This window comes from Pseudoalteromonas sp. SR43-2, assembly GCF_014163885.1.
Lineage (GTDB): Bacteria > Pseudomonadota > Gammaproteobacteria > Enterobacterales > Alteromonadaceae > Pseudoalteromonas > Pseudoalteromonas distincta.
In genome coordinates this window covers 25,083-50,404 of record NZ_JACJED010000011.1, presented here as the reverse complement: position 1 = coordinate 50,404, position 25,322 = coordinate 25,083, and the positions used below count along the sequence as shown (strand labels likewise).

The window sequence follows — 25,322 nt, the reverse complement described above, 5'->3', positions numbered from 1 at the left end:
ACACATGTCAGATTTAAAAACGATGATCGAAAACGCATGGGACAACCGCGATAGCATTAGCCCAAGCACAGTATCAAGCGACGTAAAACAAGCCATTATCGACGCACTTGATTTACTTGATAGCGGCGCAGCACGCGTTGCTGAAAAAATATCAGGTGAATGGGTTGTACACCAGTGGCTCAAAAAAGCAGTATTACTGTCGTTTCGTATTCGCGACAACCAACCAATGAACGACGGCGTAAACCAGTTTTACGACAAAGTACCACTTAAATTTAGCGACTACACGCCAGAGCAATTTCAACAAGGTGGTATGCGCGTAGTACCAAACGCTGTAGCGCGTAAAGGCAGCTTTGTAGGTAAAAACGTCGTACTTATGCCATCGTACGTAAACATTGGCGCATACGTTGACGACGGCACCATGGTTGATACATGGGCGACTGTAGGCTCGTGTGCACAAATTGGTAAGAACGTACATTTATCAGGTGGCGTAGGCATAGGCGGCGTTTTAGAACCTCTACAAGCTAACCCAACCATCATTGAAGACAACTGCTTTATTGGCGCACGTTCTGAAATTGTTGAAGGCGTAATTGTTGAAGAAGGCGCGGTAATTTCAATGGGCGTTTACATCAGCCAAAGCACCCGTATTTATGACCGTGAAACTGGCGAAATTCACTACGGCCGCGTACCTGCAGGCGCCGTAGTTGTACCAGGCGCACTACCGTCAAAAGATGGCACCCACAGCCTTTACGCTGCAATTATCGTGAAGAAAGTAGATAAACAAACACGTGAAAAAGTAGGCATAAACGCCCTACTACGCTCAATTGATGAGTAACACGTTGGTTGGGTTGAGTGAAACGAAACCCAACGATACTTTGAAGTGAAGTGTTTTAGCAAAAGTGTGATTGTATATTAAAAGCTCTAGGCCGTTGGTTTGGAGCTTTTATTATATAAATAACTCGATTGAAATATTTACTTATAAAAAAACATTAATTAGAGCATGCATGGAAAAACTAACGAAAAGATTAATAATTTTCTTACTAATAGGAATTATTCTAACTGTCGCTCCTTTAATTTATTCTTTTAAACCTCAGCTTTCTGGCAATGTAGAACACTGGGCTTTTATCGCTTCTTATTTTGGTGGAATAATGTCGCCTTATATAGCGGCACTAGCTTTGATTGCTTTACTTTCTACACTGAAACAACAATCAGACCAAATAGCCCTATTGAAAAAACAAACTCAATCTAATCAAATTGAAACTATGCTTAGCAAAATAGAGTGTGACTTTGCAACACCTTTAAAAGAAACTTTATTAAACCTCAAGATTCGTGGAAAAGAGATCAATTACACTTTCTTAGACCCTATCACTGCTTTGGCCTTTCCAAGATGGGAGGAGGTAATTCCAAATATTGATGATTTAGATCCAAGCAAAGAATATGATTATTTGAGTCAAGAAATTATGCAATTAGATTTATATACTTCCGCAAGTTCATATTTGAAGTTAATTAAAGTTTATGCAGAAAAGCATGAGGCTATAACTGGCTCTAATATATTATCTGCTTATTATAAAAAAAAGTATAAAATCCCTTACAAAAGGCTTCATCAGAAAGGTTTTTTAAAAGAGCCTTGGGAGTAGTAATATAATTATGCTCAAGATACTAGCGTTATAAAAAACGAGCCTTTTACATTACCTTTAAACACAAATCCTTTCAAATGACCGTTGGGTTTCGTTTCACTCAACCCAACCTACGGCGATAAATTTAACTTCGAGTTGCTCGTCACTGATAGCTGACAACTAATAACTTTTATTGCTTAAATAAAAAAGCACTTATAAAAATAAGTGCTTTTGAGTTTGCTCAATTAATACTTTTAATTATAGCGCGTTAAATACGTCGTCTGTTTTAGCTGCGCAAATAAAATCGTTTTTATGTAGGCCTTTAATCGAATGGCTCCACCAAGTTACGGTTACTTTGCCCCACTCGGTTAATAAACCTGGGTGATGGCCTTCGTCTTCTGCCATGTCGCCTACTTTATTGGTAAACGCGATAGCTTGTTTGAAGTTTTTAAATTTATAAACACGCTCAAGCTGCATAATGCCGTCACGTACTTCTGGTACCCAGTCTGGGATTTTAGTAATTAATTGCGCTAACTCTTCGTCAGATACTTTTGGCGCATCTACATGACAGGCTTCGCATTTTTGTGCACTTAATGAAGACATTCTAAATCCTTACTTTTAGCTTTTTTAGCATTAATATTTAACTGGCTAATTTTTCTTTTGGTGGAAATTTTGGGTCGTGCAAACCAAGCTCTTTAGCTCGCTCAACCAAAGTCATAATATCCATTTGCGATATATCAAACAGATCATGAATCGAATTTATGGTGTAGTACTGTGGTTGCATAATATCAATACGGTATGGCGTACGCAGTACATCAAGCACATTCATTGGGCTGATTTCTGGCGTATTTGAGTATACGTACTGAGTCTCCCCTGGGCTTGATAAAATACCACCGCCGTAAATACGCAGACCGTCTTCGGTTTGCATTAAACCAAATTCGACTGTAAACCAGTATATACGCGCAAGGTATACACGGTCTTTTTTCTGCGCTGCGTAACCTAATTGCCCGTACTTATGCGTAAACTCGGCAAAGTCAGGATTAGTTAGCATGGCGCAATGGCCAAATATTTCATGAAAAATATCTGGCTCTTGTAGGTAGTCAAATTCTTCGCGGCTACGAATAAATGTAGCTACCGGAAACTGCTTGTTTGCCAGTAATCTAAAAAACTCATCAAAGTCGATAAGCGCAGGTACTGGTGCAACTTGCCACCCGGTAGTGGCTAACAATACTTCGTTTAGTTCGCTTAACTGCGGAATACGGTCGTGCGGCAGGTTGATCTTTTTTAACCCTTGCATGTACTCACTGCAGGCTTTGCCTTCAATGCACTCAAGTTGGCGCGCTACAAGCTCAGACCAAATTTTATTCTCTTCATCACTCCAGTGTATAACACCATTTTCGTCTGGTGTTTTGGATGTGTATTTACTTGCTTTAGCCATAAGTACCTTCTTGGGTGTGAGCCCTAAATCGGTGTCAGTGTGATACTCAAACCTATTGAATATCGAATGACCCCATACTATGCAAAAGTGAAGAAAAGTTTAATAGATAGGCTAATATCAGTATTTAGCGCGATCACCTAGATCGTAAAGTTAACATTACACCTGTGGCACATTAAAAATACATGTCTTTAAATAAAGGCCTGTAGGTTGTTTTTATGTGTACACAATTAAATACACCTAACCAATTTTAGTAAAAGCTTGGTCTAAATCACTAATAATGTCGTTAACATCTTCAAGCCCAACCGAGAGTCTGATCAGCCCATCACTTATTCCAGCGGCAGCTCGCTCCTCTGGCGTATAAGGCGAGTGAGTCATAGATGCAGGATGCTGAATTAGTGTTTCAGCGTCGCCGAGGCTTACTGCAAGTGTACAAAGTTTCATACTATCAATAAATTGTGTGCCATCTTGTAGCGTGCCTTTTATTTCGAACGCAATAACACCACCAGCGGCTTTCATTTGGTTACCAATAAACTTATAACCTGGGTGCGATTTAAGCCCCGGGTAATATACGGTGCTTACTTGTGGGTGCGCTTCTAGATATTGCGCTATTGTTTGTGCGCTTTGACAATGGCGCTCTATTCTAATAGCGAGTGTTTTTAGGCCTCGATTAATTAGCCATGCGTCGTGCGGGCTTATGGTTGCACCAATATCTTTTAATACGGTCATTTTAATATGTGTTATGTGCTCAAGCGATCCACATACAATACCCGCGACTACGTCTCCGTGGCCGTTTAAGTACTTGGTCGCACTGTGCATTATAATGTCGATACCGTATTTTTTGGGTGATTGCAGTAGCGGCGTTAAAAAGGTGTTGTCGACCACACTAATTAAGTTGTGCTCTTTAGCAACTGCGCCAATAAGTGCCAAATCAATAACCGCCATAGTGGGGTTGATTGGCGTTTCTACAAATATCATTTTTGAATTAGGTTTGATGGCAGCGCGTAGTTCGTCCTCGTTGGTCATATCAACAAAAGTCACTTCGATTCCCCAGCGCGGCAACATATGCGAGAAAAACGCAAAGGTACAACCATACAAAGCACTTGAGGCAACAAGGTGATCTCCTTGCGATAAAAAGCTCAGTACTGAGGCAGATACAGCCCCCATACCTGTTGCGGTTGCAGCTGCTGCTTCACAGCTCTCTAGTTGAGCAACTTTTTGTTCAAGCTCTGTGGTTGTAGGGTTTCCTAAACGCGTATAAATATAGCCAGGTTCGTCGCCTGCAAAACGCGCAGCACCTTGTGCGGCACTTTCAAAATGAAAGGTAGAGGTTTGATACAAAGGAGAAGTGAGTGCGCCGTGCGGGTCGTTTGCTTTTTGTGGTCCGTGAATACACTGGGTGTTTATATGATGCTTGCTCATTGTAGGCTCATTTTTTTGATTATTATGTTTTTGCGATTCAACAATCAAAACGTATGCGCTTACAAACAGCAAGCATGCCGGATGCTCAGATGGCTATTTGTGTAAAAACCATGCAGCGCACGTTTGTACACAAATATTGCCACTACCTTTACTGTGTTGGTTCAGCCTTTTTGCGGCTCATAATTTTACCTGCGATGCTTTGCACAGTGCCTTTTAACAAGCTGCGTTTGTTTTCAAGCCGTGGTAATGGGCGACTAAGCTCCATTGCTTTGTAACCAATACGCGCTGTAAAAATACCGGCGCTGACCCCTTGCGCTGCCCGCCCCGAAAGCTTACCTAAAAGCTCAGCACTCAATGCAGTTGCAGCAAGGTCAGATACAAGCTCAGCACTACCTACAAACATTACTTGTTTTATCAACATGCGGTATAACTTTATACGGCTCGCGTAGCCAAAACCAATGCCGTAAATTTTACCAATTTGTTCTATTAACTTAGTACCGCGCCAAAGCACAGCCATCATATCCACCAGCGCAAGTGGGCTTAGGGCAACTAGCAGTGCGGATTCAGTCGCAAAACGATTTATAAGCTTTTTAGCTTTGGTGTCTTGGGTTATTAATAAACTATTGGCGTACAGCGTCATTATTTCTTTGTCGCTGTGATGCGTTGCTACTTGGTTTTTAAAGGTTTCAAAGTTATCAAGCTCTTGGTGTTTATTAAGCTTTTCGAGCCAAGGTAACGCACCGCCTACTTGCTCGCTGTTTAAAAGCCTATCGGCTTCCACTCGGTGCAGTTGGTTACGCTTTAAACTGCGCAGCATTCGGTACTCTCGCCACAATAAGCGCCCTATTAGCAGTACACCACTTACAACTGCGGTTAAATAAACACTGCCTAAAATAATTGACTGCTCGAAAGCAAATACTAACGAGTATGCAAACTCTAAAAGCACCAGCACTATAAAACTAATAGCAAAAACACCTTTAAGTGTTTGCCACTTTGACTTTTTGTAAACAGGTTCCAGATCTATTTCTGGCTCTAGTGCTTCATCTTCAAGTTCTTCGTAATCACTTTGTCCGTGCTGAATAATTTTTGCAGGTGCTAAAACGGGTTCGTTTTGCTCAATGCTTTGCGTATCTATACGACGCCCTGCTTGAAATGGTTGGTTTGACTCACTCATGTTAATTTGTCTCCTAGCAGGTACTGCATGACATGATCTAATCTAATATGTTTTAGTTGTTTATCGGGGCTCGGCATTGGAGAGAACGATAAAAACTCAAATCCCTGTTCTGGCCACTCATTTTTATTAAGCATCCGCGAGGGAGGTTGCGGCGGTAAATACGTAAGCCAATCAGGCTCGTGTAATGGTTTACCGTAAATGCAGTCAAGCGTTTGGCCTTTGTCGCTAATTTGGCGCGGCTGCGTTGCTGTAATTGACGACATAGCCATGGTTTCTATTTTTACACCATCAAACTTTAAATGATTACTTTGCTCATGCACGAGCGAATCAAGTAGTAGTGCTAAATCTTTATGGTGTTTTGCACTTATGTGATCTGATTTATTAGCTGCAAATAATATTTTGTCTATGTTGGGCTTAAATAAACGTTTAAAAAAGCCCGACTCACCATAGTTAAAGTGTGCGAGTAATTGGTTTATTACACTGCTTTGCTCTTGGAGTGTTTCGTGCCCTTCGTTTAACGCACTAAGTACATCTACAAGTACGATTTGGCGATCAAAGTGCCTAAAATGCTCATTATAAAATGGTTTTACGACTTCTTTTATATAGGCGTTAAAACGCTTAATTAAATGCGCTAAATTAGAACCCGCAACGACATCGTCACTGTTTATTTCACCCGATACCGGAAAAAACAATAACAATGGCGCGCCTTGTAGGTCGCCAGGCATTAGCATGCGCCCAGGTTGTAACATGGCAAGTTTGGTGTCTTTTTTAAGCCCGACTAACATGCTTTGATAAAGCTGAGCAATATGGGCAAGTGCGTTTTCATCAACGGGGGCATTTAAGTCAAGTTGCTCAACGGCCGCTAAAAAGTCACTTGATGTGTTTACGCGCGAAGGCTGAGTTAATAACGGATATTGCTGCTCGCACCACTGAGCATAGCTTTGCTCAAGCATAGGTAAATCAAGGAGCCATTCACCCGGATAGTCAATTATATCTAAATAAAGCGTTGATTGCGGTGAAAAGTGCCCACGCAGCCCTGCATTACTTTGATATTTAATTGCCAAGCGTAGCGTATTAATACGCTCGGTAGATGCAGGCCATGTAGGCATCCCATCGCTTGGTAATAATGAATTTAGCGCGCGCGTATAATTAAACGTAGGGACTTTTAACGCCTCTTGCGGCACAACTTTAGTGGCCACATGGCGGTGCTCGCGCATTACATCAAAAAAAGGTAAGTTTTTATCGTCCGCTTGGGTTGTTAAGTGTTTAACAAGCGCGGTAATAAAGGCTGTTTTACCACTACCACTTAGGCCAGTTACGGCAAGCTTTACGTGTTGGTCTAAACTGCGATGAAGGGCTTTTTGTGCTTTGCCTTTAATGCTTTTAAAGGTCTTTTTTGCAAATGATTGGCTCATAAAGTGTCTTGCACCTAATTTGCCGTAATTTATCACGCTGCAAATAAGGTGCTATTAAATCCTTTAAAGTTTGTTAATTTCACGGCTCACCGTAAACTCGCTTGAAGTCACATGGCGCTCCATATCTTGAAGGCGAGTATCTACACGCGTTAAACGCTCTTTTAAGTCTTGCAATGCGCGGCGCGGCGGCTCGCCTTTTTGCCATACTTTAAATTTCACTTCTAGCGGATCGTCAGTTTTAGTTGAGTTTTTAGTTTGCGCTGTTGCGGGCTCTTTTTTATCTAAAATGAACCAGGCTGCAATATACGCTACCACAAATAATGGGCCACCCGTTAGCAGTACCGCACTAACAAATATAATGCGAACTAACCATAACTCCATATTAAAGTAGTCACTTAATCCCGCACATACACCGGCTATTTTACCGCGTTGTGGGTCTCTTAATAATTCGCGTTTGGCACTCATACTTTGCGTCTCCATTGTGGTGACTCTTGATCAAGCAATGCTTCAAGTGTTTCTAATCGATCAGCCATTTTTTCAGCTTTGTGTGCAAGCTCAAGTAATTGGCGATGTTCGTGCTCACTTAAACCTTGGCTTACTTGTTTTTTGCTACGGTAGTGCAAAATTAGCCACAGCGGAGCAACAAAAATCATAAACAAGATAAATGGTGCAACTAATATCTCTGGATCAAACATAATCCTCTCCTGACAATCCGTTTTGATGTTTTTAAGCTGGGGCACATGGGCCCCATATATTTTTATATGTAATTATTTATCAGCTAACTTCTTTTTAAGTTCGGCTAGCTCATCATCTATCTTTTCATTTTTTTGTAGATTAGCAATTTCATCCGCTAACGTCTTTTTACCTAAATCGTACGACTCAATTTGAGATTCTAGTCCATCAATTTTGGTTTCGTAACGTTCAAAGCGGTTAAGTGCTTCTTCCACTTTTGAGCTATCAAGTGTCTTTTTCACTTCAAGGCGCGACTCAGCCGAACGCTGGCGAAGTATAATCGCTTTTTGACGAGATTTAGCATCTGCTAGCTTTTCTTGTAGCGTCGTTACTTCTTGCTGTAATTTCTCAATATGAGACTCTACATGTTCAAGCTCACTCGCTACTGAAGCAACGGCATCTGCCGACTTTTGCTTTTCAAGTAAGGCTGAACGCGCTAAATCGTCGCGGTCTTTACTTAAAGCCAGTTCGGCTTTATCTTGCCAATCACTTACCTGCGCTTTAAGTGTATCTAAGCGGCGTACAATTTCTTTTTTCTCAGCCAATGTTTTAGCTGATGTAGAACGTACTTCAACAAGCGTATCTTCCATTTCTTGAATAATCAGACGAACCATTTTTTCTGGGTCTTCTGCTTTATCTAAAATGGCGTTGATATTAGAATTAACAATATCTGCAAAACGTGAAAAAATTCCCATAACATTTACCTCTGTAATTAAAACTTAGTTAGTCTGCTATAACTAGTATCAATATGCTTGCCAACTTTTTAAAAGTTAAAATACACTTTATTTTCATTACGTTAAACTAAATATACAAATTTCTTTAGTTATCCCTAATTATGAAATACACTAACTGTTAGTAAAAATGACCAAGAGTTAGGAAATATGAGCCAATATCGCCAACAGGATAATTTACTCGGCCAATCAGATAGCTTTCTGTCTGTATTAGATCAGGTATCGCAACTGGCTAATTTAGATAAACCGGTACTTATTATTGGTGAACGCGGCACAGGTAAAGAGCTAATAGCAGCACGCTTACACTTTTTATCAAAACGCTGGGATCAAAACTATGTAAAGCTTAACTGTGCAGCGCTTAACGAAAACCTACTCGAAAGTGAGTTATTTGGCCACGAAAGCGGCGCTTTTACGGGGGCAAGTAAACGTCACGAAGGTCGTTTTGAACGCGCTAACAGCGGCACACTGTTTTTAGATGAATTAGCTAATACCTCAGCTATGGTACAAGAAAAACTGCTGCGCGTTATAGAATACGGTGAGTTTGAACGTGTTGGCGGCAAACAAACTGTAAAAGTAGATACCCGCTTAGTGTGTGCGACAAACGAAGATCTTCCTTATTTGGCCGAGCAAGGTGAATTTAGAAGTGATTTACTCGATCGCCTTGCCTTTGATGTAATTACCCTGCCACCACTGCGCGAACGCCAAGACGATATTATGCTTCTTGCTGAGCAGTTTGCGATGAATATGGCGCGCGATTTAGAGTGGGAACTGTTTAGCGGTTTTACCCGAAGCGCAACAGAAACACTGCTTAGTTATGATTGGCCTGGTAATATTCGTGAACTTAAAAATGTGGTTGAACGCAGTTTGTATCGCCACGGTAGTGAACATATTCCCGTTCACCAGATTATTTTAGACCCATTCGATAGCCCATTTAGACCAAAAGCGCGCATTAAAGCACCTATAGCGGCTCAAAATGTTAATGCCGAGCCTATTGTTGTTGCGCCGCCGATTACTCAAACAAGCAATGATTCATCCGTTGATATTCAATTTCCGTGCAGCTTAAAAGAGCGTTCTAACGACTTTGAAATAAACATGATTAATAAAGCGCTCGAACATAGCCAATTTAATCAAAAGAAAACTGCAGAAGTACTTGGTTTAACGTATCATCAATTACGTGGTTATCTTAAAAAATACAACTTGTTGGATCAACAATAGTCAGAGGTTATGCGGGTGCATAAATTATTACTTGTTTTGCTTGCCACCACTTTAGTTGGTTGCCTTGATAGCAAAGAAGAAATCATAGAAGAAAAAAACCAAGGCTTAGTTTATTGCGCTGAAGCTAACCCTGTGTCGTTTAATCCGCAAGTCACGACCACCGGTTCAACTATTGATATAATTGCTAACCAATTATACGACCGCTTAATTAGCATTGACCCTGTTACGGCAGAGTTTCAAAGTGAGCTGGCGACCGATTGGAAAATTAGCAAAGATGGTAAATCGGTTACCTTTACCCTACGTAAAGATGTAAAGTTTCATACAACTTCTTATTTTACCCCATCGCGGGACTTTAACGCCGACGACGTTATATTCACCTTTAGCCGATTATTCGATGTATATAATCCATATCACTTTGTGGGCGATGCCGATTACCCTTATTTTCAAAGTGTAGGAATTGATCAACTTATTCGCAAAATTGTGCGCGTGTCTGACTACCAAGTCCGTTTTGAATTGTTTAATCCTGAAAGTAGTTTTTTAGCTAATATGGCTACCGACTTTGCCGTGGTGCTTTCAGCAGAATACGCCATGAAACTTAAGAAAAATAATCAAAAAAACTTATTTGATCAGTACCCTATTGGCACCGGCCCGTATATTTATAAAGAATACCGCCGAGATCATCTTGTGCGCTTTTACCGTAACCCACTTTATTGGAAGCATGACGTTGCACTTGAGCAATTGGTTTACGATATAACCCCTAACGGCACTACGCGCATAGCAAAAATGCTGACTAAAGAGTGCGATGTAACGGCTCATCCAAGTAGTGCACAATTGAGCATTTTAGCGCAACGTGATGATATAAACGTCGAAAAAGAAACAAACTTAAACATAGGTTATTGGGCATTTAATACAGAGCGTGCCCCGTTTGACGACTTACGCGTACGCCAAGCGCTTGCGCACGCAATAGATGTAGATAAAATAATGCAGGCGGTTTATTACGGTAACGGTACTCGCGCACAATCTATTTTGCCGCCAACCTCTTGGGCATTTGAGCCACAAGAAGATATACCTACGTTTGATCCAGAACTTGCTAAAAAATTACTTATTGAAGCAGGGTTGCCTAATGGCTTTGATATGACGATATGGGCTATGCCTGTGAGTCGTATTTATAACCCCAACGCACGTAAAATGGCTGAGCTTATGCAAAGTGATTTACGCAAAGTAGGCGTTAACGTCAGTATTGTAGAATATGAGTGGAATACGTTTATTCAACGTATTGGCGAGCATAGGCACGACAGTGTATTACTTGGTTGGGCCGCAGATACACCCGACCCTGATAACTTTTTTAGCCCGCTGCTGAGTTGCACCGCTACTTTTAGTGGCAAAAACCCTGCAAACTGGTGCAATCCCCAATTTGATTTATTGCTTACTAAAGCACTAGACACCACTGATTTAAACAAACGTAAAAAATACTACGAAGATGCACAAAGCTTAATTATTAAAGAGTTGCCGTTATTACCTATTGCTCATGGCTTGCGCTTTCAAGCAAGTAGCGCTGATGTGGAAGGCATAACACTTGGCCCGTTTGGTGCTATTTCGCTTGCTAATGCGAGGAAGAAATAATGATCTTAGATTATATTTTACGTCGCCTTGGTTTGTTCTTTTTTATGATACTAATGCTCAGCGTATTTACGTTTTCACTGGCGTATTTATTTCCCGGTGATCCGCTAAGTAATTTAAGTGGCATACCAAGTGGTAACTTTGCACAGCATAGTGAGCTTGAAGATAAATATTTATACAACAGCAATTACTTTATGCAATACATTGCCTTTTTAGGGAGAATATTTCAAGGCGATTGGGGGCTTTCATTTGCCTCTGGTAACAGCGTGTTTAGCCATATTATTGATTTACTACCGGCTACTTTAGAGCTAAGCGTATATGCATTAATTGTATCGGTTGTTATTGGTGTACCTACTGGCATTTTAGGCTCTGGCTATCATAAACGCTGGCCCGACAAACTTATAAACTCTGTCACTATGGTAGGTTATTCAATGCCTGTATTTTGGCTCGCATTGTTGTTAATAATGGTTTTTTCATTAAAGCTTGGCTGGTTTCCTATGTCGGGCAGAATGGGCCTCCTTTACGAAATACCCGCCAGTACAGGGTTTATATTAATTGATATTGCTCTAGCTGGATTTCCATATAAAGGAATGGCCTTTGTTGATGCGCTGCGCCATTTAACACTCCCTACTATTGTACTGGCCATGTATCCAACCACGGTATTAGTGCGCTTTACTCGCGAGTCTATGCTTAAGGTAATGGATCAAAACTTTATTAAAACAGCTAGGGCAAAAGGCCTTAACCGCCGTCAACTTATCATGCACCATGCACTGCGTAATGCACTACTACCGGTAATTAAGCAAATTGGTTTGCAATTTAGCACCTTGATAACACTTGCGATGATTACTGAAGTTATTTTTTCTTGGCCGGGTATTGGCCGATGGTTAATTGACAGTATTTATCAGCGCGACTTTCCTGCAATTCAAGGTGGATTAATGGCGGTGTCTTTATTTGTTATTTTAGCCTCTATTACAGCTGAGCTTACTTACACTTTATTCGATCCACTCTCGCGGAATCAGGCCCATGGCAAAGTTTAATTTATTTTCTGAAGAGTCGAATAAATCGCCACTTGCGCGATTTTGGCGCAAATTTAAAAACAATCACCCAGCTTTGGTTGGTTTATGGATATTTATGGCGTTTGCATTATTGGCCGCCACTGCTCCTTTTTTAGCGCCCTATGGCGTAAACCAACAGCATAGTGATGCACTACTCATACCGCCCTCATGGCGAGAAATGGGCGATGTACGCTTTATTTTAGGCACCGATGATTTAGGCCGTGATGTACTTTCGCGCTTAATGAATGGTGCAACATATACATTTGGACTTTCTGTTGTAGCTGCCCTAATCACGACCCTGTTTGGTGTATTAGTGGGGACTTTTGCAGGGATTAGTAAAGGGTTGCGTTCAAGCTTTTTAAATCATTTGCTTGATATAACACTTTCTATTCCTTCTTTGTTATTGGCCATAATAATAATCGCCATACTCGGTCCTGGTTTAATGAATACCGTATGGGCAATTATTTTAGCGTTACTACCGCAGTTTATTCACTCGGTGCGCAACCTAATTGTTGATGAATTAAGTAAAGATTACATTACTGCGTTTAGACTCGATGGCGCATCTAATTGGCATATAATATCGCGCGGTATTTTCCCCAATATTTATGAGCATATTGTGGTTATATTCACGATGGCGCTTTCTACCGCGATATTAGATATTTCAGCACTGGGATTTTTAAAATTAGGGGCTCAACCACCAACGACCGAATGGGGCGCAATATTAGCCGAAAATCTGGGCCTTATTTATCTAGCGCCGTGGACTGTAGCACTACCTGGTGTACTGTTATTTTTAGCCGTGTTATCTACTAATTTAGTAGGCGATGGCCTGCGACAAGTGCTAAAAGCACGTAAGGCTGATTAAATGCAATTACTCGATGTTCGTAACTTAACAATTGAACTACGTACCTCTGAAACTGTAATTAGAGCCGTAGACAGAGTGAGCTTTAGCTTAAAAGAAGGCGAAGTACATGCGCTTGTAGGCGAGTCTGGCTCTGGTAAAAGCCTAATAGCAAAAGCGATTATTGGTGTATTGAACGAACGCTGGGATATTACTGCCGACCGCATTCATTGGCGCGGCGTAGACTTAATGCGTTTAAGCCCAGAAAAACGCCGTAAAATAGTAAGCCAAGATATAGCGATGATCTATCAAGACCCAAGTCGCTGCCTTGACCCAACCGCTAAAATATTTGACCAAATTGCCGAAACACTCCCAGAGGTCGCAACTAAAGGTTTCTTTTTAAAGCGCAACCGCGAGAGAAAAGACAGAGTAAAAGCGCTTATTCATAAAGTGGGCATTAAAAACCACGAAGCAGTACTGAGTAGTTACCCTCATGAGCTCTCAGAAGGCGTATGTCAAAAAGTAATGATTGCGATGGCCATTGCTCGAACGCCTAAGCTTTTAATCGCTGATGAGCCCACTACGGCACTTGAAAGCACAACTCGCGCACAAGTATTTAGGTTACTAAAAAGCTTAAACCAACTAAAAAACATGTCTATTTTAATGATCTCTCATGAACTTGAAGAGATTGCACATTGGTCGCATGGCATTCATGTTTTATATTGCGGGCAAATGGTTGAAGCAGGCCCAACCCATGAAATATTTAAACAGCCTCGCCATCCATACACGCAAGCATTACTAAAAAGCTTGCCAGACTACGAGCAAGGCTTAGCACATAAAGAACCTTTTTATGCGCTTAAAGGGACTATCCCTACCCTGCAACATTTGCCTATTGGCTGTCGCCTTGGGCCGCGCTGCCCACAAGCGCAAAAAGCCTGTGTGGTTACACCAGCCCTGACTAAACATCATGGGCATAGTTATGCGTGTCACTTCCCGTTAATTAAGGACATGAAGTAATGCAGCCACTGTTAAAAGTACAAGCACTTTGTAAAACCTTTAATGTGCGAGCTGGGCTTTTTTCACGTAAAAAGTTTGAAGTCCTTAAAAACATTTCATTTTGCGTAGGTAAAGGTGAAAGCATTGCCATAATTGGCGAAACAGGCGCAGGTAAAAGTACGTTGGCAAAACTTCTTTCAGGAGCTGATAGCGCTGATAGCGGGCAAATTTTGCTCGAGAATAATATTATCGAAGATAATGGCGTACGCGATAATCAATGTCGCCATATTCGTATGATTTTTCAAGATTCAGCTGCATCGCTCAACCCGGGCTTAACCATTGGCGAAATGCTTGATGATTGCCTGCAATATAATACTGAGCTTGATGCTAGTGAACGCACTGAAAAGATTGATGCAACGCTTTCTAAGGTGGGTTTGTTAATCGATCATAAACACTACTACCCGCATATGTTTAGCGTGGGGCAGTTACAGCGTGTAGCGTTTTCTCGTGCATTAATTTTAGATCCTAAGGTGATTGTACTTGATGAAGCTGTTTCGTCTTTAGATCCCTCTATACGGGCGCAAATAGTAAACTTGTTACTTAAGCTGCAGCGCGATACAGGCCTTACGTATGTGATGATCACTCATCATTTAAGTTTAGTACGTCACATTAGTGATTTTGTAGTTGTACTTGATAAAGGCGAAGTGGTTGAATACGGTCCTACTGAAGATGTTTTTCAAAACCCTCAATCAAAAGTAACGCAGCGTTTATTAAGCTGCTAAAGCAGATTATAAATACCTAACTTTATTGTAAGGTAACCGTATTTAACTAGGTCTTCTTGTTAATTGTATTTAATTAACAAGAGATCTCATGCTTAAACAAAAGTTACTACTTAGCCTTTCCCCATTACTCCTTCTATCAGCCTCAGCTATTGCTGATACACCAAAAAAGATTAAAAACTGGGTTGGTGGCGTTGATCATTTAGGTTTAACCGTATCAAACTTAGATGCATCCAAAGCATTTTTTACTGATGTACTTGGCTTTAAAACGCTAGGAAATGACCCAGCCTATCCTGCTTATTTTTTATCAAACAATAAAATAACCATTACATTATGGCGCGTGAAAAACGATGCAAAACGTGTGGAGTTTAATCGAGCAGAAAATGTGGGCTTACACCATTTAGCACTCAGTGTTGAAAGTATCAAAAAGTTAAGCGAGCTACATGAACACTTAAAAATGCAAAATAATATTATTATAGAGTTTGCACCCGAAAACTTAGGTAACGGCCCAACCCAACATATGATGATAAGAGAGCCTAGCGGTAATCGAATTGAGTTTATTGCCAGAGGTAATTAATACCAATCCGCTTAATTAAGTGATCTATTTTGAAGATGGAAAAACGTGTTGATAGCTAGGAAAAAATTCGCTATTTAGTTGCTCTATAAGAGAATTTTTTAACACGTTTAGCCCCGCAAAATGATTAAGTATTATTGCGGATTGGTATTATATCAACTTTATTCAAGACAATAAAAAAGGCGCTTTAAAAGCGCCTTTCTTTATGAGCTAAAATTAATTATTCAACAGTTTGTGTAGCCGTTGGTAAGTTAAGCTCAGCATTGGCTTTAAGCGCTTCAATAAATACCATGTAGTTTTTATTAGCTTGCGCCATAGTAATGCTTTGTTTTGCTTGAGGGTCAATATTAGCTGCAACTTGTGCATCTGTTACCGACTTAAGCGCAACAATTGCTGCATCACCATTATTTAAATTAACGAGGTCAACTACCGCAGAATCCGCTGGGTGAGGCATTTTAAAAGCTTGAGTCACAATAGCAGGTGAAACAGTGTAGCTTTGACGTGTTAACTGCGCTTCTTGGCGAAGTGTTAAGCTTTGCTCGTTAGCAACATCGTTTAAGCTCTTACCTGCTTGTACTTCTGCAAATAAGCTACGTGCCTTTTCTTTAGCAAGCTCAGATGATTTTTCATTAACTAAACGCGCTTTAATTTCCTCGTTTACTTCATCTAACGGCTTAGTAGCAGCAGCTTTGTGCTCATTAATACGAACAATGATGGCATGCTCATCGCCAAGCTCAATAACTTCAGAATTTACTTTATCTTCAAGTAAATCAACTGATGTTAATGCTGTGACAACTGCAGGGCTGTTTAACGGCTCTGGTAGAGCATTAAGTGCTAAAAGAGGTGTAGATTTAACTTCCACTTCAGCAACTTCTGCAGCATCATCTAAGCGGTCTGAAATTTCAAATGCAAGTGCACCCATTTCAGTTTGCTTTTCGTAAAATGAATCTATTTTTTCAGCTTGTTCTAATTCAGCACGTAAGTCAGCTTTAACATCGTCATACGCTTTAACTTGTTGTGGTTGAATGTCAGTAAGTTTAATTATGTGATAACCAAACTCAGAAGTAACAACGTCAGAAATATCACCTTTATTTTCAAGCGCGAAAGCCGCGTCTTCAAATGCAGGGTCCATTACGTCACGCTCAATCCAATCAAGATCGCCGCCCATTTCACCACTAACGATATCGTCAGACGATGACTCAGCAAGCTCTGCAAAATCTGCACCTTGCTCAAGTTGAGCGTGTAGCGCGTTAGCTTTTTCTTTAGCTGCATCGTCGTCTTCACTGTTATCAATTAAGATATGCGATACGCGACGCTTTTCTGGCTCAACGTATTGTGCTTTGTTTTGCTCATAATACGCTTTAACGTCATCCTCGGTCACCGATTCAACATTGATATCTGCTGCTTTAAGCTCAATGTAACTTACTGAGATAAGCTCTGGAGATAAAAATTGAGATGCGTTTAGGTCATAGTAATCAGATACTTCTTGATCTGATACTTCAACATTCGCGGCAAGTGCCTCTTTGTTTACAACTACGTAATCGATACTACGAGTTTGCTGCTGAAGAGCCATTGCACTTTTCAGCTCGCTCTCTAGGGCAAAGTCTGTACCTGCAACAGCAGATACTACCTGGCTACGTGTCATATCTTTACGTAAATATTCACGAAAAGCATCTGGTTGAAAATTCATTTGACGAATTACTTGTAGGTAACGGTCGTTATTAAACTTTTCACCAATTTGAAAGTACGGTAATTCTAAAATTGTTTTACGTACACTTTCGTCGCTTACGCGAAGGCCTAAATCAGCCGCTAGCTGTGATTGCAATTCTTGTTGTACTAAGCGGTCAACTACACCTTGACGAATTTGTGCCATGTAATTTGGATCAGCTGCAATTTGTGTAAAGTATTCACCAAATTGCTGCTCTAAACGGCTACGTTCATTTTGGTAAGCACGGTTAAAATCGGTTTGACTAATTTTAATTCCATTTACTTCAGCAACGGGTTGTTCTGTGGTTTGACCTAAGTAACTACCGATCCCTGCTAAGGCAAAAGATAAAATCACCGCGCCTAAAATTATTTTGGCTACAGGTCCTTGCGAACCTTCTCTGATTTTCTCAAGCATTTGTTTATCTCTTTTTGATCAAGGTATTTTACCTTGTCACATGTAAAAAAAGCGTATCTTACCAGATACGCTTTTTCACTTGAAGTAACTGGCGGAAAAGTTACTTAACTCATCTGTTGTGGTGAATCAGTAACTTTACACTCGCCATAACTAATGTGTTTAAAACAGTGATTAGTTTACTGCGTCTTTAAGCGCTTTACCGGCTTTGAAAGCTGGAATAGTTGCAGCAGCAATTTGGATAGTTTCACCAGTTTGCGGGTTACGGCCTGAACGTGCAGCACGTTCACGTACTGAGAAAGTACCAAAACCTACAAGTGCAACTGAGTCGCCATCTTTTAGCGCGCCAGATACAGATTCGATGAATGAATCTAGTGCACGACCTGCAGCCGCTTTAGAAATGTCAGCATCAGCTGCGATTTGATCGATTAATTGAGATTTATTCACAATATCATCCTCTTTCATTGTTATTATCAAGAGCGATGGTTTTTTAAACTAACATCACTTTTTTGAAAATTTTAGAGCAAACTTTTAATGCCCACATGATTATATTTTTCTTAAGCCTAGGCCCCGTAAGGGCTAGGCTTGAAAACCAGTGCTTAACTTATCATACCGTTTAGATTTGAAAAGCCCTAAAAAGCACTTTTTTTATGTTTTTTCTTGGTTTTTAGGTGTTTCGACCGAAAAACTCTCAACAGGATGCACTAAAGCAAGCTTTAACACCTCGTCAATCCAAGTAACTGGGTGAATATCAAGACCTGCCAGCACGTTGTCTGGTATCTCTTTTAAGTCACGTTCGTTAATTTTTGGAATGATCACTGTTTTAATTCCACCACGATGCGCCGCTAATAACTTCTCTTTTAAACCACCAATAGGAAGTACTTCACCGCGTAGCGTAATTTCACCAGTCATAGCAACATCTGCTCGTACAGGATTACCCGTTAAGCTAGATACAAGACCCGTTACCATTGCTGCGCCCGCACTAGGACCATCTTTTGGTGTTGCGCCCTCAGGTACGTGTACGTGAATATCACGTTTTTCGTAAAAGTCGCTGTTAATACGGAAAGTATCTGCTCGATTACGCACAACCGTCATTGCCGCTTGAATCGACTCTTGCATTACATCGCCAAGAGAACCGGTGTAACTTAACTTGCCTTTACCTGGCACTGCCGCACATTCAATTGTTAGCAAATCACCGCCAACTTCTGTCCATGCTAAGCCTGTAACTTGACCAATACGGTCACCATCTTCAGCTTTGCCATAGTCAAAGCGCTGCACACCTAAAAAGTCTTCTAGGTTATCTTGATTGATGGTCACTATTTTAGTGTCTTTTTCAAGTAAGATATTTTTAACTGCTTTACGACATAGTTTCGAAATTTCGCGCTCTAGGTTACGTACACCCGCTTCACGTGTGTAATAACGAATAATGCCAATAATTGCGCTGTCTTCGATAACTATTTCAAACTCTTTTAAGCCGTTACGTTTAACTTGTTTAGTAATTAAGTGCTCTTTTGCAATGTTTAGCTTTTCATCTTCGGTGTAACCCGACAAGCGAATAACTTCCATACGGTCCAATAATGGACCAGGAATGTTAAAGCTGTTTGATGTTGCTACAAACATAACGTCAGATAAATCGTAATCGACTTCAAGATAGTGATCGGCAAAATGACTGTTTTGCTCCGGATCAAGCACCTCTAACAATGCTGATGCTGGGTCGCCGCGCATGTCTGATGACATTTTATCGATTTCATCTAATAAGAATAATGGGTTTTTAACGCCCACTTTTGTCATGTTTTGAATTAGCTTACCTGGCATTGAACCTATGTATGTACGACGATGACCGCGAATCTCAGCTTCATCGCGAACGCCGCCAAGCGCCATACGAACATACTTACGGCCAGTCGAACGTGCAATAGATTGCCCAAGTGATGTTTTACCAACACCTGGTGGTCCGACTAAACATAAAATTGGCCCTTTGAGCTTATTAGTACGCTGTTGTACTGCGAGGTATTCAATAATGCGTTCTTTTACTTTATTTAAGCCGTGGTGATCGCTATCAAGAATTTTTTGTGCGCCTGCTAAGTCTTTTTTCACTTTAGAGCGTTTTTTCCATGGCACATTAATTAATGTATCTATGTATGAACGCACTACAGTCGCTTCTGCAGACATTGGCGACATCATTTTAAGCTTATTGAGCTCTGTAGTTGCCTTTTCTTTAGCTTCATCAGGCATGCCAGAATCTTCAATACGCTTTTTAAGCGCTTCAAATTCATCAGGCACATCATCAAGCTCACCAAGTTCTTTTTGAATGGCTTTCATTTGCTCATTGAGGTAATACTCGCGCTGAGATTTTTCCATCTGCTTTTTAACGCGGGTACGAATTTTCTTCTCAACTTGCAATAAGTCTATTTCGCCTTCCATTAGTGCCATTAAATATTCAAGACGTTCTGTGACACTTGAAATTTCGAGCACTTTTTGTTTTTCAGGTACTTTAAGCGGCATATGCGCCGCCATTGTGTCGGCAAGACGTGCTGGCTCATCAATACCTGAAACCGAAGTTAGTACTTCAGGTGGAATTTTTTTATTTAGCTTTACATAGCCTTCAAACTGGCTAATTGCGCTTCGGATAAAAATATCTTGCTCTTGTTCATCTACAGAATCAGATTCAATAAATTGAGCATTAGCGACAAAAAAGTCATCGTTATCTACAAACTCTTCAATTTGTGCGCGCTGTGTACCTTCGACTAAAACTTTAACTGTACCGTCTGGTAATTTTAATAACTGAAGTACAGTGGCAATAGTACCGATACGATAAATATCATCTTGCTCTGGTTCATCTACAGTTGCATCTTTTTGTGCAACCAAGAAAATTTGTTTGTCTTTGTCCATTGCCGCTTCTAGGCATTTTATTGATTTTTCACGGCCAACAAAAAGCGGGATCACCATGTGCGGGTATACCACAACATCGCGCAGTGCAAGGACTGGGATTTCGACTCGGTCGGTTCTCTCAAGCGTCATTATAGTTTCTCTTCGCACTTCATTTATTTTAAAGATTACTCAAGTATATGGGGATAACCTAATTAAAGTTCAACAATTTTCCCTAACTCGATTAAATTAATTATAAAAAAAGGAGCCTAAGGCTCCTTTTTCCATTCAAATAGCTTAAAAACTATTCTGATGCAGCTTTATCTTGTTTATTATTTTCATAAATCAAGATTGGATCTGACTCACCTTTAATAACGGTTTCATCGATAACCACTTTGCTTACATCATCCATTGAAGGAAGCTCGTACATAGTATCAAGTAGTACACCTTCAACAATTGAACGAAGACCACGTGCGCCTGTTTTACGCTCCATTGCTTTGTGGGCAATTGCAGCTAAGGCATCATCGCGAAACTCAAGTTCAACGTCTTCCATACCAAACAATACTGAAAACTGTTTAGTAATCGCGTTTTTAGGTTCACTCAATATTTGTACAAGAGCTGCTTCATCAAGTTCTGTTAGCGTAGCCACTACCGGCAAACGACCTATAAACTCAGGAATTAAGCCATATTTAACTAAATCTTCTGGCTCTACATCTTTAAATGTTTCACTTAAAGAACGACTCGCCGCAGACTCTTTTACGCTAACGCCAAAACCGATACCGGTGTTTTTATGGCTACGTTGCTCAATTACTTTATCTAGGCCTGAAAATGCACCACCACAAATAAACAAGATTTTAGATGTATCTACTTGTAAAAACTCTTGCTGTGGATGTTTACGACCACCTTGCGGTGGAACAGAAGCAACGGTGCCTTCAATCAGTTTAAGTAGCGCCTGTTGAACGCCCTCGCCTGATACGTCACGCGTAATTGAAGGATTATCTGATTTACGAGAAATCTTGTCAATTTCATCGATGTAGACAATACCGCGCTGTGCTTTTTCAACATCGTAATCGCACTTTTGTAAAAGCTTTTGAATGATGTTTTCAACATCTTCACCTACATAACCTGCTTCGGTTAATGTAGTGGCATCGGCCATAGTAAACGGCACGTCAAGTAGGCGCGCTAATGTTTCTGCAAGTAATGTTTTACCACTACCTGTTGGGCCGATAAGCAAAATATTACTTTTACTTAATTCAATGTCTTGCTTAGTCGATTGGTTACGTAGGCGTTTATAATGGTTATAAACGGCAACAGACAATACTTTTTTAGCATGATCTTGACCAATAACATAATCGTCTAAGTGTTTACGAATTTCTTTTGGTACAGGTAGTTTGTCAGACGTATCATGCTTAGGAGCAATGTCTTTGATCTCTTCCCTGATAATATCGTTACACAACTCTACACATTCATCACAAACGTATACTGAAGGGCCTGCAATTAATTTACGCACTTCATGTTGGCTTTTGCCACAAAAAGAGCAGTATAACAATTTATTACTTTTGTCGCCGTCTGTAGGAGTGTCAGACATTCAGCTACCTCATTTTATTACGTTGGCCACCAAAACTATTGGCGGCTATTTCAATACGCTTTAACTATACCAAAATTTATTGGTTTTCGCATAGTAACTCAAAGTGGCAAACAGGTAGCCCTGCTTACCAAGCGCTTACTTTTTGTCGCGATTTGTAAATACAGAGTCTACCAAGCCGTAATCTACAGCTTGCGAAGCACTCATGAAGTTATCACGATCTGTGTCTTTAGAGATAATATCTAATGGTTGGCCTGTATGCTCAGCCATTAAGCGGTTAAGCTTATCTTTAATAGACAGAATTTCTTTAGCGTGTATTTCAAAGTCAGATGCTTGACCTTGGAAACCACCTAATGGTTGGTGAATCATCACGCGTGAGTTTGGTAGGCAAAAACGCTTACCTTTAGCACCAGCAGTAAGTAAAAAAGCACCCATGCTTGCAGCTTGACCTACACATATTGTACTTACATCTGGTTTGATGAAGTTCATTGTGTCGTAAATAGCCATACCCGCAGTTACTGAACCACCTGGTGAGTTGATATATAAAAAGATATCTTTATCAGGATTCTCTGATTCTAAAAATAGCATTTGCGCTAAGATCAGATTTGCCATGTTGTCTTCAACTTGACCTGTTAAAAAGATAATACGCTCTTTTAATAATCTCGAATAAATATCATACGAGCGCTCGCCTTTTGGTGTTTGTTCAACAACCATTGGGACCAATGCATTTAGGGGATCTGTAATACCAGTATTCATACTTATTTAATTCCTTATGCGCTTATACTTATCCTTATTATAAGGAAGCATAGTTATCGTTTTTCGCAAATTTAGAGCCAAAAACTAAAATGGCCCGGGCACGCTGTATAAACAGAGTAACACGAGCCATTTAATCGTTAGCGAGAGCTTAAGTCAATGACTTATTAAGCACCTTGCTGTGGATTCATGATGTCATCAAATGCTTTTTCAACATCAGTAACAACTGCTTTAGCTAAAATAGCTTCAACAGCTTGCTCTTCCATTGCTACATTACGCATTTGCTGCATAAGTTGATCATTACCTTTGTAGTATTCTACTACTTCAGTTGGATCTTCGTATGCAGAAGCTACTGTTGCGATTAATGCTTCAACTTTAGCATCATCAACTTTGATGTCGTTAGCTTTAATCACTTCACCTAATAAAAGGCCTGTTTTTACACGTGTTACAGCTTGCTCGTGGAACAATTCAGCTGGAAGCTCTGGCATGTTTTGAGCGTCGCCGCCAAAACGTTGAGCTGCTTGCTGACGTAGAGCATCAACTTCTTGATCAACAAGTGCTTTAGGCACTTCGATTTCGTTGTTAGCTAAAAGACCTTTGATTGCTTGGTCTTTAACGCTTGCTTTAACCGCTTGGTCTAGCTCACGTGTCATGTTCTTTTTAACTTCTTCTTTAAGCGCGTCTACGCCGCCTTCGGTAACACCGAATTTAGTTGCAAACTCTTCGCTTAATTCTGGTAATTCTTGCGCTTCAACTTTTTTCACTGTGATAGTGAATTGAGCCGCTTTACCTTTTAAGTTTTCAGCGTGGTAATCATCAGGGAAAGTTACATCAGCAACTACTTCTTCGCCTGCTTTTTTACCTACGATGTTATCTTCAAAACCTGGGATCATACGACCTTGGCCAAGTTCTAATGGGAAGTCTTCAGCTTTGCCGCCTTCAAATACTTCACCGTCGATAGTACCTACGAAATCAACTGTTACACGGTCGTTTTCGCCAGCAGCTGCATCAACATCAGCCCACGCTGCGTGTTGCTTACGAAGTGTTTCTAGCATGTTAGCTAAATCTTCGTCAGTTACTGTTACTGCTGGTTTTTCAACAGTAATTTTATCTAAACCTTGAACTTCAACTTCAGGGTAAACTTCAAACGTTGCTGAGAATTCTAAATCTTTACCTGCTTCAAGTGATTTAGGAGCGAATGTAGGCGCGCCAGCTGGGTTGATTTTTTCAGAAACGATTGCTTCAATGTAATTACGTTGCATTACTTCGCCAGCAACTTCTTGACGAACTGCAGGGCCAAAACGCTTGTTAATTACAGATACTGGAACTTTACCAGCACGGAAACCATCTATACGCTGTGTTTTTGACAGTTGTTGTAGGCGTTTTTTTACTTCGGTCTCAACGTTCTCTGAAGGAACGGTGATAGTTATACGGCGCTCAAGGCCTTGGGTCGTCTCAACAGAAACTTGCATGATTTACCTCAATATTCAATTTTGGCGACTGTTCGCCTTCCTTTACAAACAAAGTGTTCTGCATGAGTCTTGATAAAGTTTAAGCGGTTTTTCACACTTAAAAGCATCCGTCGCTACCATGAGACACCATTGCTGCTTTGCCCTTCGGGCACTATGTTAAACAATAGACGCGGCATTATAACCTAATATTTATGATAGTCGAGTATAGGGGGCAATTATTTGGACTAGATAAGGGACTATAAAGACTAACTGAATAAAAAACAGGCTAACTACGGACTAAATAGAATAAAATAGAAATTATTTAATAGAATTATAGGCTAACAGATTTAGATTTATAACTTAGAGGAATTTACTTATTGTTCTTATTAGATAAGAAAATGGTCGGCGATGCAGGATTTGAACCTGCGACCCCTTGGACCCAAACCAAGTGCGCTACCAAACTGCGCTAATCGCCGACATTGAAGAGTTAACTTCTTTTTTCATACTGAACACTTAAACTGAGAGTTTAAGACCATTTTAAGAAAATGGTCGGCGATGCAGGATTTGAACCTGCGACCCCTTGGACCCAAACCAAGTGCGCTACCAAACTGCGCTAATCGCCGATATTCGTTGTAAATGGGGTGACTGATGGGGCTCGAACCCACGACAACCGGAATCACAATCCGGGGCTCTACCAACTGAGCTACAATCACCGCTATATTTACATGTTTTCAAATGGTGCACCCAGAAGGATTCGAACCTTCGACCGACGCCTTAGAAGGGCGTTGCTCTATCCAGCTGAGCTATGGGCGCATCGAAAACTTCATAGTTTACCAATAAGCTATTCGATTATAAAAAATTATAAAAAAATGGTCGGCGATGCAGGATTTGAACCTGCGACCCCTTGGACCCAAACCAAGTGCGCTACCAAACTGCGCTAATCGCCGAAA

At 40.6% G+C, this 25,322-nt stretch carries 23 protein-coding genes and 5 tRNA genes; 9 read left to right on the top strand and 19 right to left on the bottom strand.

The features are described from left to right. Nucleotides 1–4: 4 nt before the first annotated feature. Nucleotides 5–832 carry a 2,3,4,5-tetrahydropyridine-2,6-dicarboxylate N-succinyltransferase gene (dapD, locus tag H5120_RS11015; RefSeq protein WP_002958324.1) on the top strand — a complete coding sequence of 276 codons (828 nt, stop codon included), beginning with the start codon at nt 5–7 and terminating at the stop codon, nt 830–832. Nucleotides 833–1,001: 169 nt separating this feature from the next. Further along, nucleotides 1,002–1,634 carry a hypothetical protein gene (locus H5120_RS11010; protein WP_182674380.1) on the top strand — a complete coding sequence of 211 codons (633 nt, stop codon included), beginning with the start codon at nt 1,002–1,004 and terminating at the stop codon, nt 1,632–1,634. Nucleotides 1,635–1,871: 237 nt separating this feature from the next. Here the strand turns inward: H5120_RS11010 and H5120_RS11005 are convergent, their stop codons facing one another. The 8 genes from H5120_RS11005 to pspA all read right to left on the bottom strand — a co-directional run bounded on the left by H5120_RS11005 (nt 1,872) and on the right by pspA (nt 8,486). After that, nucleotides 1,872–2,216, bottom strand: coding sequence for a 4a-hydroxytetrahydrobiopterin dehydratase (locus tag H5120_RS11005; protein WP_002958326.1), 345 nt, complete (start codon nt 2,214–2,216; stop codon nt 1,872–1,874). A 37-nt stretch (nt 2,217–2,253) separates the two neighbouring features. Next, nucleotides 2,254–3,051, bottom strand: coding sequence for a phenylalanine 4-monooxygenase (gene phhA / locus H5120_RS11000; RefSeq protein ID WP_182674379.1), 798 nt, complete (start codon nt 3,049–3,051; stop codon nt 2,254–2,256). A gap of 237 nt (nt 3,052–3,288) precedes the next feature. Next, complete coding sequence (megL, locus tag H5120_RS10995; protein ID WP_182674378.1) at nt 3,289–4,470, bottom strand: methionine gamma-lyase; 1,182 nt, start codon at nt 4,468–4,470, stop codon at nt 3,289–3,291. 148 nt (nt 4,471–4,618) lie between these two features. Then, nucleotides 4,619–5,644, bottom strand: coding sequence for a TIGR01620 family protein (locus H5120_RS10990; RefSeq protein WP_010553752.1), 1,026 nt, complete (start codon nt 5,642–5,644; stop codon nt 4,619–4,621). After that, the gene (locus tag H5120_RS10985) at nt 5,641–7,059 is read right to left on the bottom strand and encodes a YcjX family protein (protein ID WP_182674377.1); all 1,419 of its coding nucleotides are present in this window, start codon (nt 7,057–7,059) and stop codon (nt 5,641–5,643) included. The genes H5120_RS10990 and H5120_RS10985 overlap by 4 nt, the downstream gene beginning before the upstream one ends. Nucleotides 7,060–7,122: 63 nt before the next feature. Next, nucleotides 7,123–7,524, bottom strand: coding sequence for an envelope stress response membrane protein PspC (pspC, locus tag H5120_RS10980; protein ID WP_165742976.1), 402 nt, complete (start codon nt 7,522–7,524; stop codon nt 7,123–7,125). Beyond that, nucleotides 7,521–7,754: an envelope stress response membrane protein PspB gene (gene pspB, locus H5120_RS10975; RefSeq protein ID WP_024596504.1), complete on the bottom strand. Its 234-nt coding sequence runs from the start codon at nt 7,752–7,754 to the stop codon at nt 7,521–7,523. Before pspB ends, pspC begins: the two co-directional genes overlap by 4 nt. Nucleotides 7,755–7,826: 72 nt before the next feature. Then, on the bottom strand, nt 7,827–8,486 hold the full coding sequence (gene pspA, locus H5120_RS10970) for a phage shock protein PspA (protein ID WP_007376832.1): 660 nt from the start codon (nt 8,484–8,486) through the stop codon (nt 7,827–7,829). A 186-nt stretch (nt 8,487–8,672) separates the two neighbouring features. Here pspA and pspF point away from each other — a divergent pair, with 186 nt between their 5' ends. The 7 genes from pspF (at nt 8,673) to H5120_RS10935 (ending at nt 15,602) form a co-directional block, all read left to right on the top strand. Continuing rightward, nucleotides 8,673–9,737, top strand: coding sequence for a phage shock protein operon transcriptional activator (gene pspF, locus H5120_RS10965; protein WP_182674376.1), 1,065 nt, complete (start codon nt 8,673–8,675; stop codon nt 9,735–9,737). A gap of 15 nt (nt 9,738–9,752) precedes the next feature. Next, nucleotides 9,753–11,360 (top strand): ABC transporter substrate-binding protein, encoded by a 1,608-nt coding sequence (locus H5120_RS10960; protein ID WP_182674375.1) that lies wholly within the window; start codon nt 9,753–9,755, stop codon nt 11,358–11,360. Then, complete coding sequence (locus H5120_RS10955) at nt 11,360–12,394, top strand: ABC transporter permease subunit (RefSeq protein ID WP_002958336.1); 1,035 nt, start codon at nt 11,360–11,362, stop codon at nt 12,392–12,394. Before H5120_RS10960 ends, H5120_RS10955 begins: the two co-directional genes overlap by 1 nt. Beyond that, the gene (locus H5120_RS10950) at nt 12,381–13,274 is read left to right on the top strand and encodes an ABC transporter permease subunit (protein WP_002958337.1); all 894 of its coding nucleotides are present in this window, start codon (nt 12,381–12,383) and stop codon (nt 13,272–13,274) included. Before H5120_RS10955 ends, H5120_RS10950 begins: the two co-directional genes overlap by 14 nt. After that, entirely contained in the window at nt 13,275–14,267 is a 993-nt protein-coding gene (locus tag H5120_RS10945; RefSeq protein ID WP_002958338.1) for an oligopeptide/dipeptide ABC transporter ATP-binding protein, read from the top strand. Next, nucleotides 14,267–15,028 (top strand): ATP-binding cassette domain-containing protein, encoded by a 762-nt coding sequence (locus tag H5120_RS10940; protein WP_002958339.1) that lies wholly within the window; start codon nt 14,267–14,269, stop codon nt 15,026–15,028. Before H5120_RS10945 ends, H5120_RS10940 begins: the two co-directional genes overlap by 1 nt. 88 nt (nt 15,029–15,116) lie before the next feature. After that, the gene (locus tag H5120_RS10935; RefSeq protein ID WP_182674374.1) at nt 15,117–15,602 is read left to right on the top strand and encodes a VOC family protein; all 486 of its coding nucleotides are present in this window, start codon (nt 15,117–15,119) and stop codon (nt 15,600–15,602) included. 217 nt (nt 15,603–15,819) lie between these two features. Here the strand turns inward: H5120_RS10935 and H5120_RS10930 are convergent, their stop codons facing one another. From H5120_RS10930 to H5120_RS10880, 11 genes are all read right to left on the bottom strand, one after another. After that, complete coding sequence (locus tag H5120_RS10930; protein WP_182674373.1) at nt 15,820–17,721, bottom strand: SurA N-terminal domain-containing protein; 1,902 nt, start codon at nt 17,719–17,721, stop codon at nt 15,820–15,822. A gap of 171 nt (nt 17,722–17,892) precedes the next feature. Next, nucleotides 17,893–18,183 (bottom strand): HU family DNA-binding protein, encoded by a 291-nt coding sequence (locus H5120_RS10925; protein WP_158000827.1) that lies wholly within the window; start codon nt 18,181–18,183, stop codon nt 17,893–17,895. A 183-nt stretch (nt 18,184–18,366) separates the two neighbouring features. Beyond that, entirely contained in the window at nt 18,367–20,736 is a 2,370-nt protein-coding gene (lon, locus tag H5120_RS10920; protein ID WP_182674372.1) for an endopeptidase La, read from the bottom strand. A 151-nt stretch (nt 20,737–20,887) separates the two neighbouring features. Further along, on the bottom strand, nt 20,888–22,171 hold the full coding sequence (gene clpX / locus H5120_RS10915) for an ATP-dependent protease ATP-binding subunit ClpX (protein WP_002958344.1): 1,284 nt from the start codon (nt 22,169–22,171) through the stop codon (nt 20,888–20,890). A gap of 135 nt (nt 22,172–22,306) precedes the next feature. Further along, on the bottom strand, nt 22,307–22,924 hold the full coding sequence (gene clpP / locus H5120_RS10910; RefSeq protein ID WP_002958346.1) for an ATP-dependent Clp endopeptidase proteolytic subunit ClpP: 618 nt from the start codon (nt 22,922–22,924) through the stop codon (nt 22,307–22,309). 164 nt (nt 22,925–23,088) lie between these two features. Then, the gene (gene tig / locus H5120_RS10905) at nt 23,089–24,393 is read right to left on the bottom strand and encodes a trigger factor (RefSeq protein ID WP_002958347.1); all 1,305 of its coding nucleotides are present in this window, start codon (nt 24,391–24,393) and stop codon (nt 23,089–23,091) included. Between the two features lie 378 nt (nt 24,394–24,771). Next, nucleotides 24,772–24,848, bottom strand: a tRNA-Pro gene (locus tag H5120_RS10900). A 70-nt stretch (nt 24,849–24,918) separates the two neighbouring features. Further along, nucleotides 24,919–24,995, bottom strand: a tRNA-Pro gene (locus tag H5120_RS10895). Nucleotides 24,996–25,009: 14 nt separating this feature from the next. Next, nucleotides 25,010–25,085, bottom strand: a tRNA-His gene (locus tag H5120_RS10890). A 23-nt stretch (nt 25,086–25,108) separates the two neighbouring features. Then, nucleotides 25,109–25,185: transfer RNA gene (locus H5120_RS10885), tRNA-Arg, on the bottom strand. 57 nt (nt 25,186–25,242) lie between these two features. Beyond that, nucleotides 25,243–25,319 (bottom strand) — tRNA-Pro (locus H5120_RS10880). Nucleotides 25,320–25,322: the final 3 nt, after the last annotated feature.

Bases quoted from the DNA above. Each gene is read 5' to 3' on its own strand.
- H5120_RS10950 (WP_002958337.1), top strand. From the start codon at position 12,381: ATGGCAAAGTTTAATTTATTTTCTGAAGAGTCGAATAAATCGCCACTT.
- H5120_RS10985 (WP_182674377.1), bottom strand. From the start codon at position 7,059: ATGAGCCAATCATTTGCAAAAAAGACCTTTAAAAGCATTAAAGGCAAA.
- pspA (WP_007376832.1), bottom strand. From the start codon at position 8,486: ATGGGAATTTTTTCACGTTTTGCAGATATTGTTAATTCTAATATCAAC.
- H5120_RS10940 (WP_002958339.1), top strand. From the start codon at position 14,267: ATGCAGCCACTGTTAAAAGTACAAGCACTTTGTAAAACCTTTAATGTG.
- pspF (WP_182674376.1), top strand. From the start codon at position 8,673: ATGAGCCAATATCGCCAACAGGATAATTTACTCGGCCAATCAGATAGC.
- H5120_RS10955 (WP_002958336.1), top strand. From the start codon at position 11,360: ATGATCTTAGATTATATTTTACGTCGCCTTGGTTTGTTCTTTTTTATG.
- pspB (WP_024596504.1), bottom strand. From the start codon at position 7,754: ATGTTTGATCCAGAGATATTAGTTGCACCATTTATCTTGTTTATGATT.
- pspC (WP_165742976.1), bottom strand. From the start codon at position 7,524: ATGAGTGCCAAACGCGAATTATTAAGAGACCCACAACGCGGTAAAATA.
- H5120_RS10930 (WP_182674373.1), bottom strand. From the start codon at position 17,721: ATGCTTGAGAAAATCAGAGAAGGTTCGCAAGGACCTGTAGCCAAAATA.
- megL (WP_182674378.1), bottom strand. From the start codon at position 4,470: ATGAGCAAGCATCATATAAACACCCAGTGTATTCACGGACCACAAAAA.
- H5120_RS11005 (WP_002958326.1), bottom strand. From the start codon at position 2,216: ATGTCTTCATTAAGTGCACAAAAATGCGAAGCCTGTCATGTAGATGCG.
- H5120_RS10945 (WP_002958338.1), top strand. From the start codon at position 13,275: ATGCAATTACTCGATGTTCGTAACTTAACAATTGAACTACGTACCTCT.
- H5120_RS11010 (WP_182674380.1), top strand. From the start codon at position 1,002: ATGGAAAAACTAACGAAAAGATTAATAATTTTCTTACTAATAGGAATT.
- dapD (WP_002958324.1), top strand. From the start codon at position 5: ATGTCAGATTTAAAAACGATGATCGAAAACGCATGGGACAACCGCGAT.
- clpP (WP_002958346.1), bottom strand. From the start codon at position 22,924: ATGAATACTGGTATTACAGATCCCCTAAATGCATTGGTCCCAATGGTT.
- H5120_RS10925 (WP_158000827.1), bottom strand. From the start codon at position 18,183: ATGAAAGAGGATGATATTGTGAATAAATCTCAATTAATCGATCAAATC.
- phhA (WP_182674379.1), bottom strand. From the start codon at position 3,051: ATGGCTAAAGCAAGTAAATACACATCCAAAACACCAGACGAAAATGGT.
- H5120_RS10935 (WP_182674374.1), top strand. From the start codon at position 15,117: ATGCTTAAACAAAAGTTACTACTTAGCCTTTCCCCATTACTCCTTCTA.
- lon (WP_182674372.1), bottom strand. From the start codon at position 20,736: ATGACGCTTGAGAGAACCGACCGAGTCGAAATCCCAGTCCTTGCACTG.
- H5120_RS10990 (WP_010553752.1), bottom strand. From the start codon at position 5,644: ATGAGTGAGTCAAACCAACCATTTCAAGCAGGGCGTCGTATAGATACG.
- tig (WP_002958347.1), bottom strand. From the start codon at position 24,393: ATGCAAGTTTCTGTTGAGACGACCCAAGGCCTTGAGCGCCGTATAACT.
- clpX (WP_002958344.1), bottom strand. From the start codon at position 22,171: ATGTCTGACACTCCTACAGACGGCGACAAAAGTAATAAATTGTTATAC.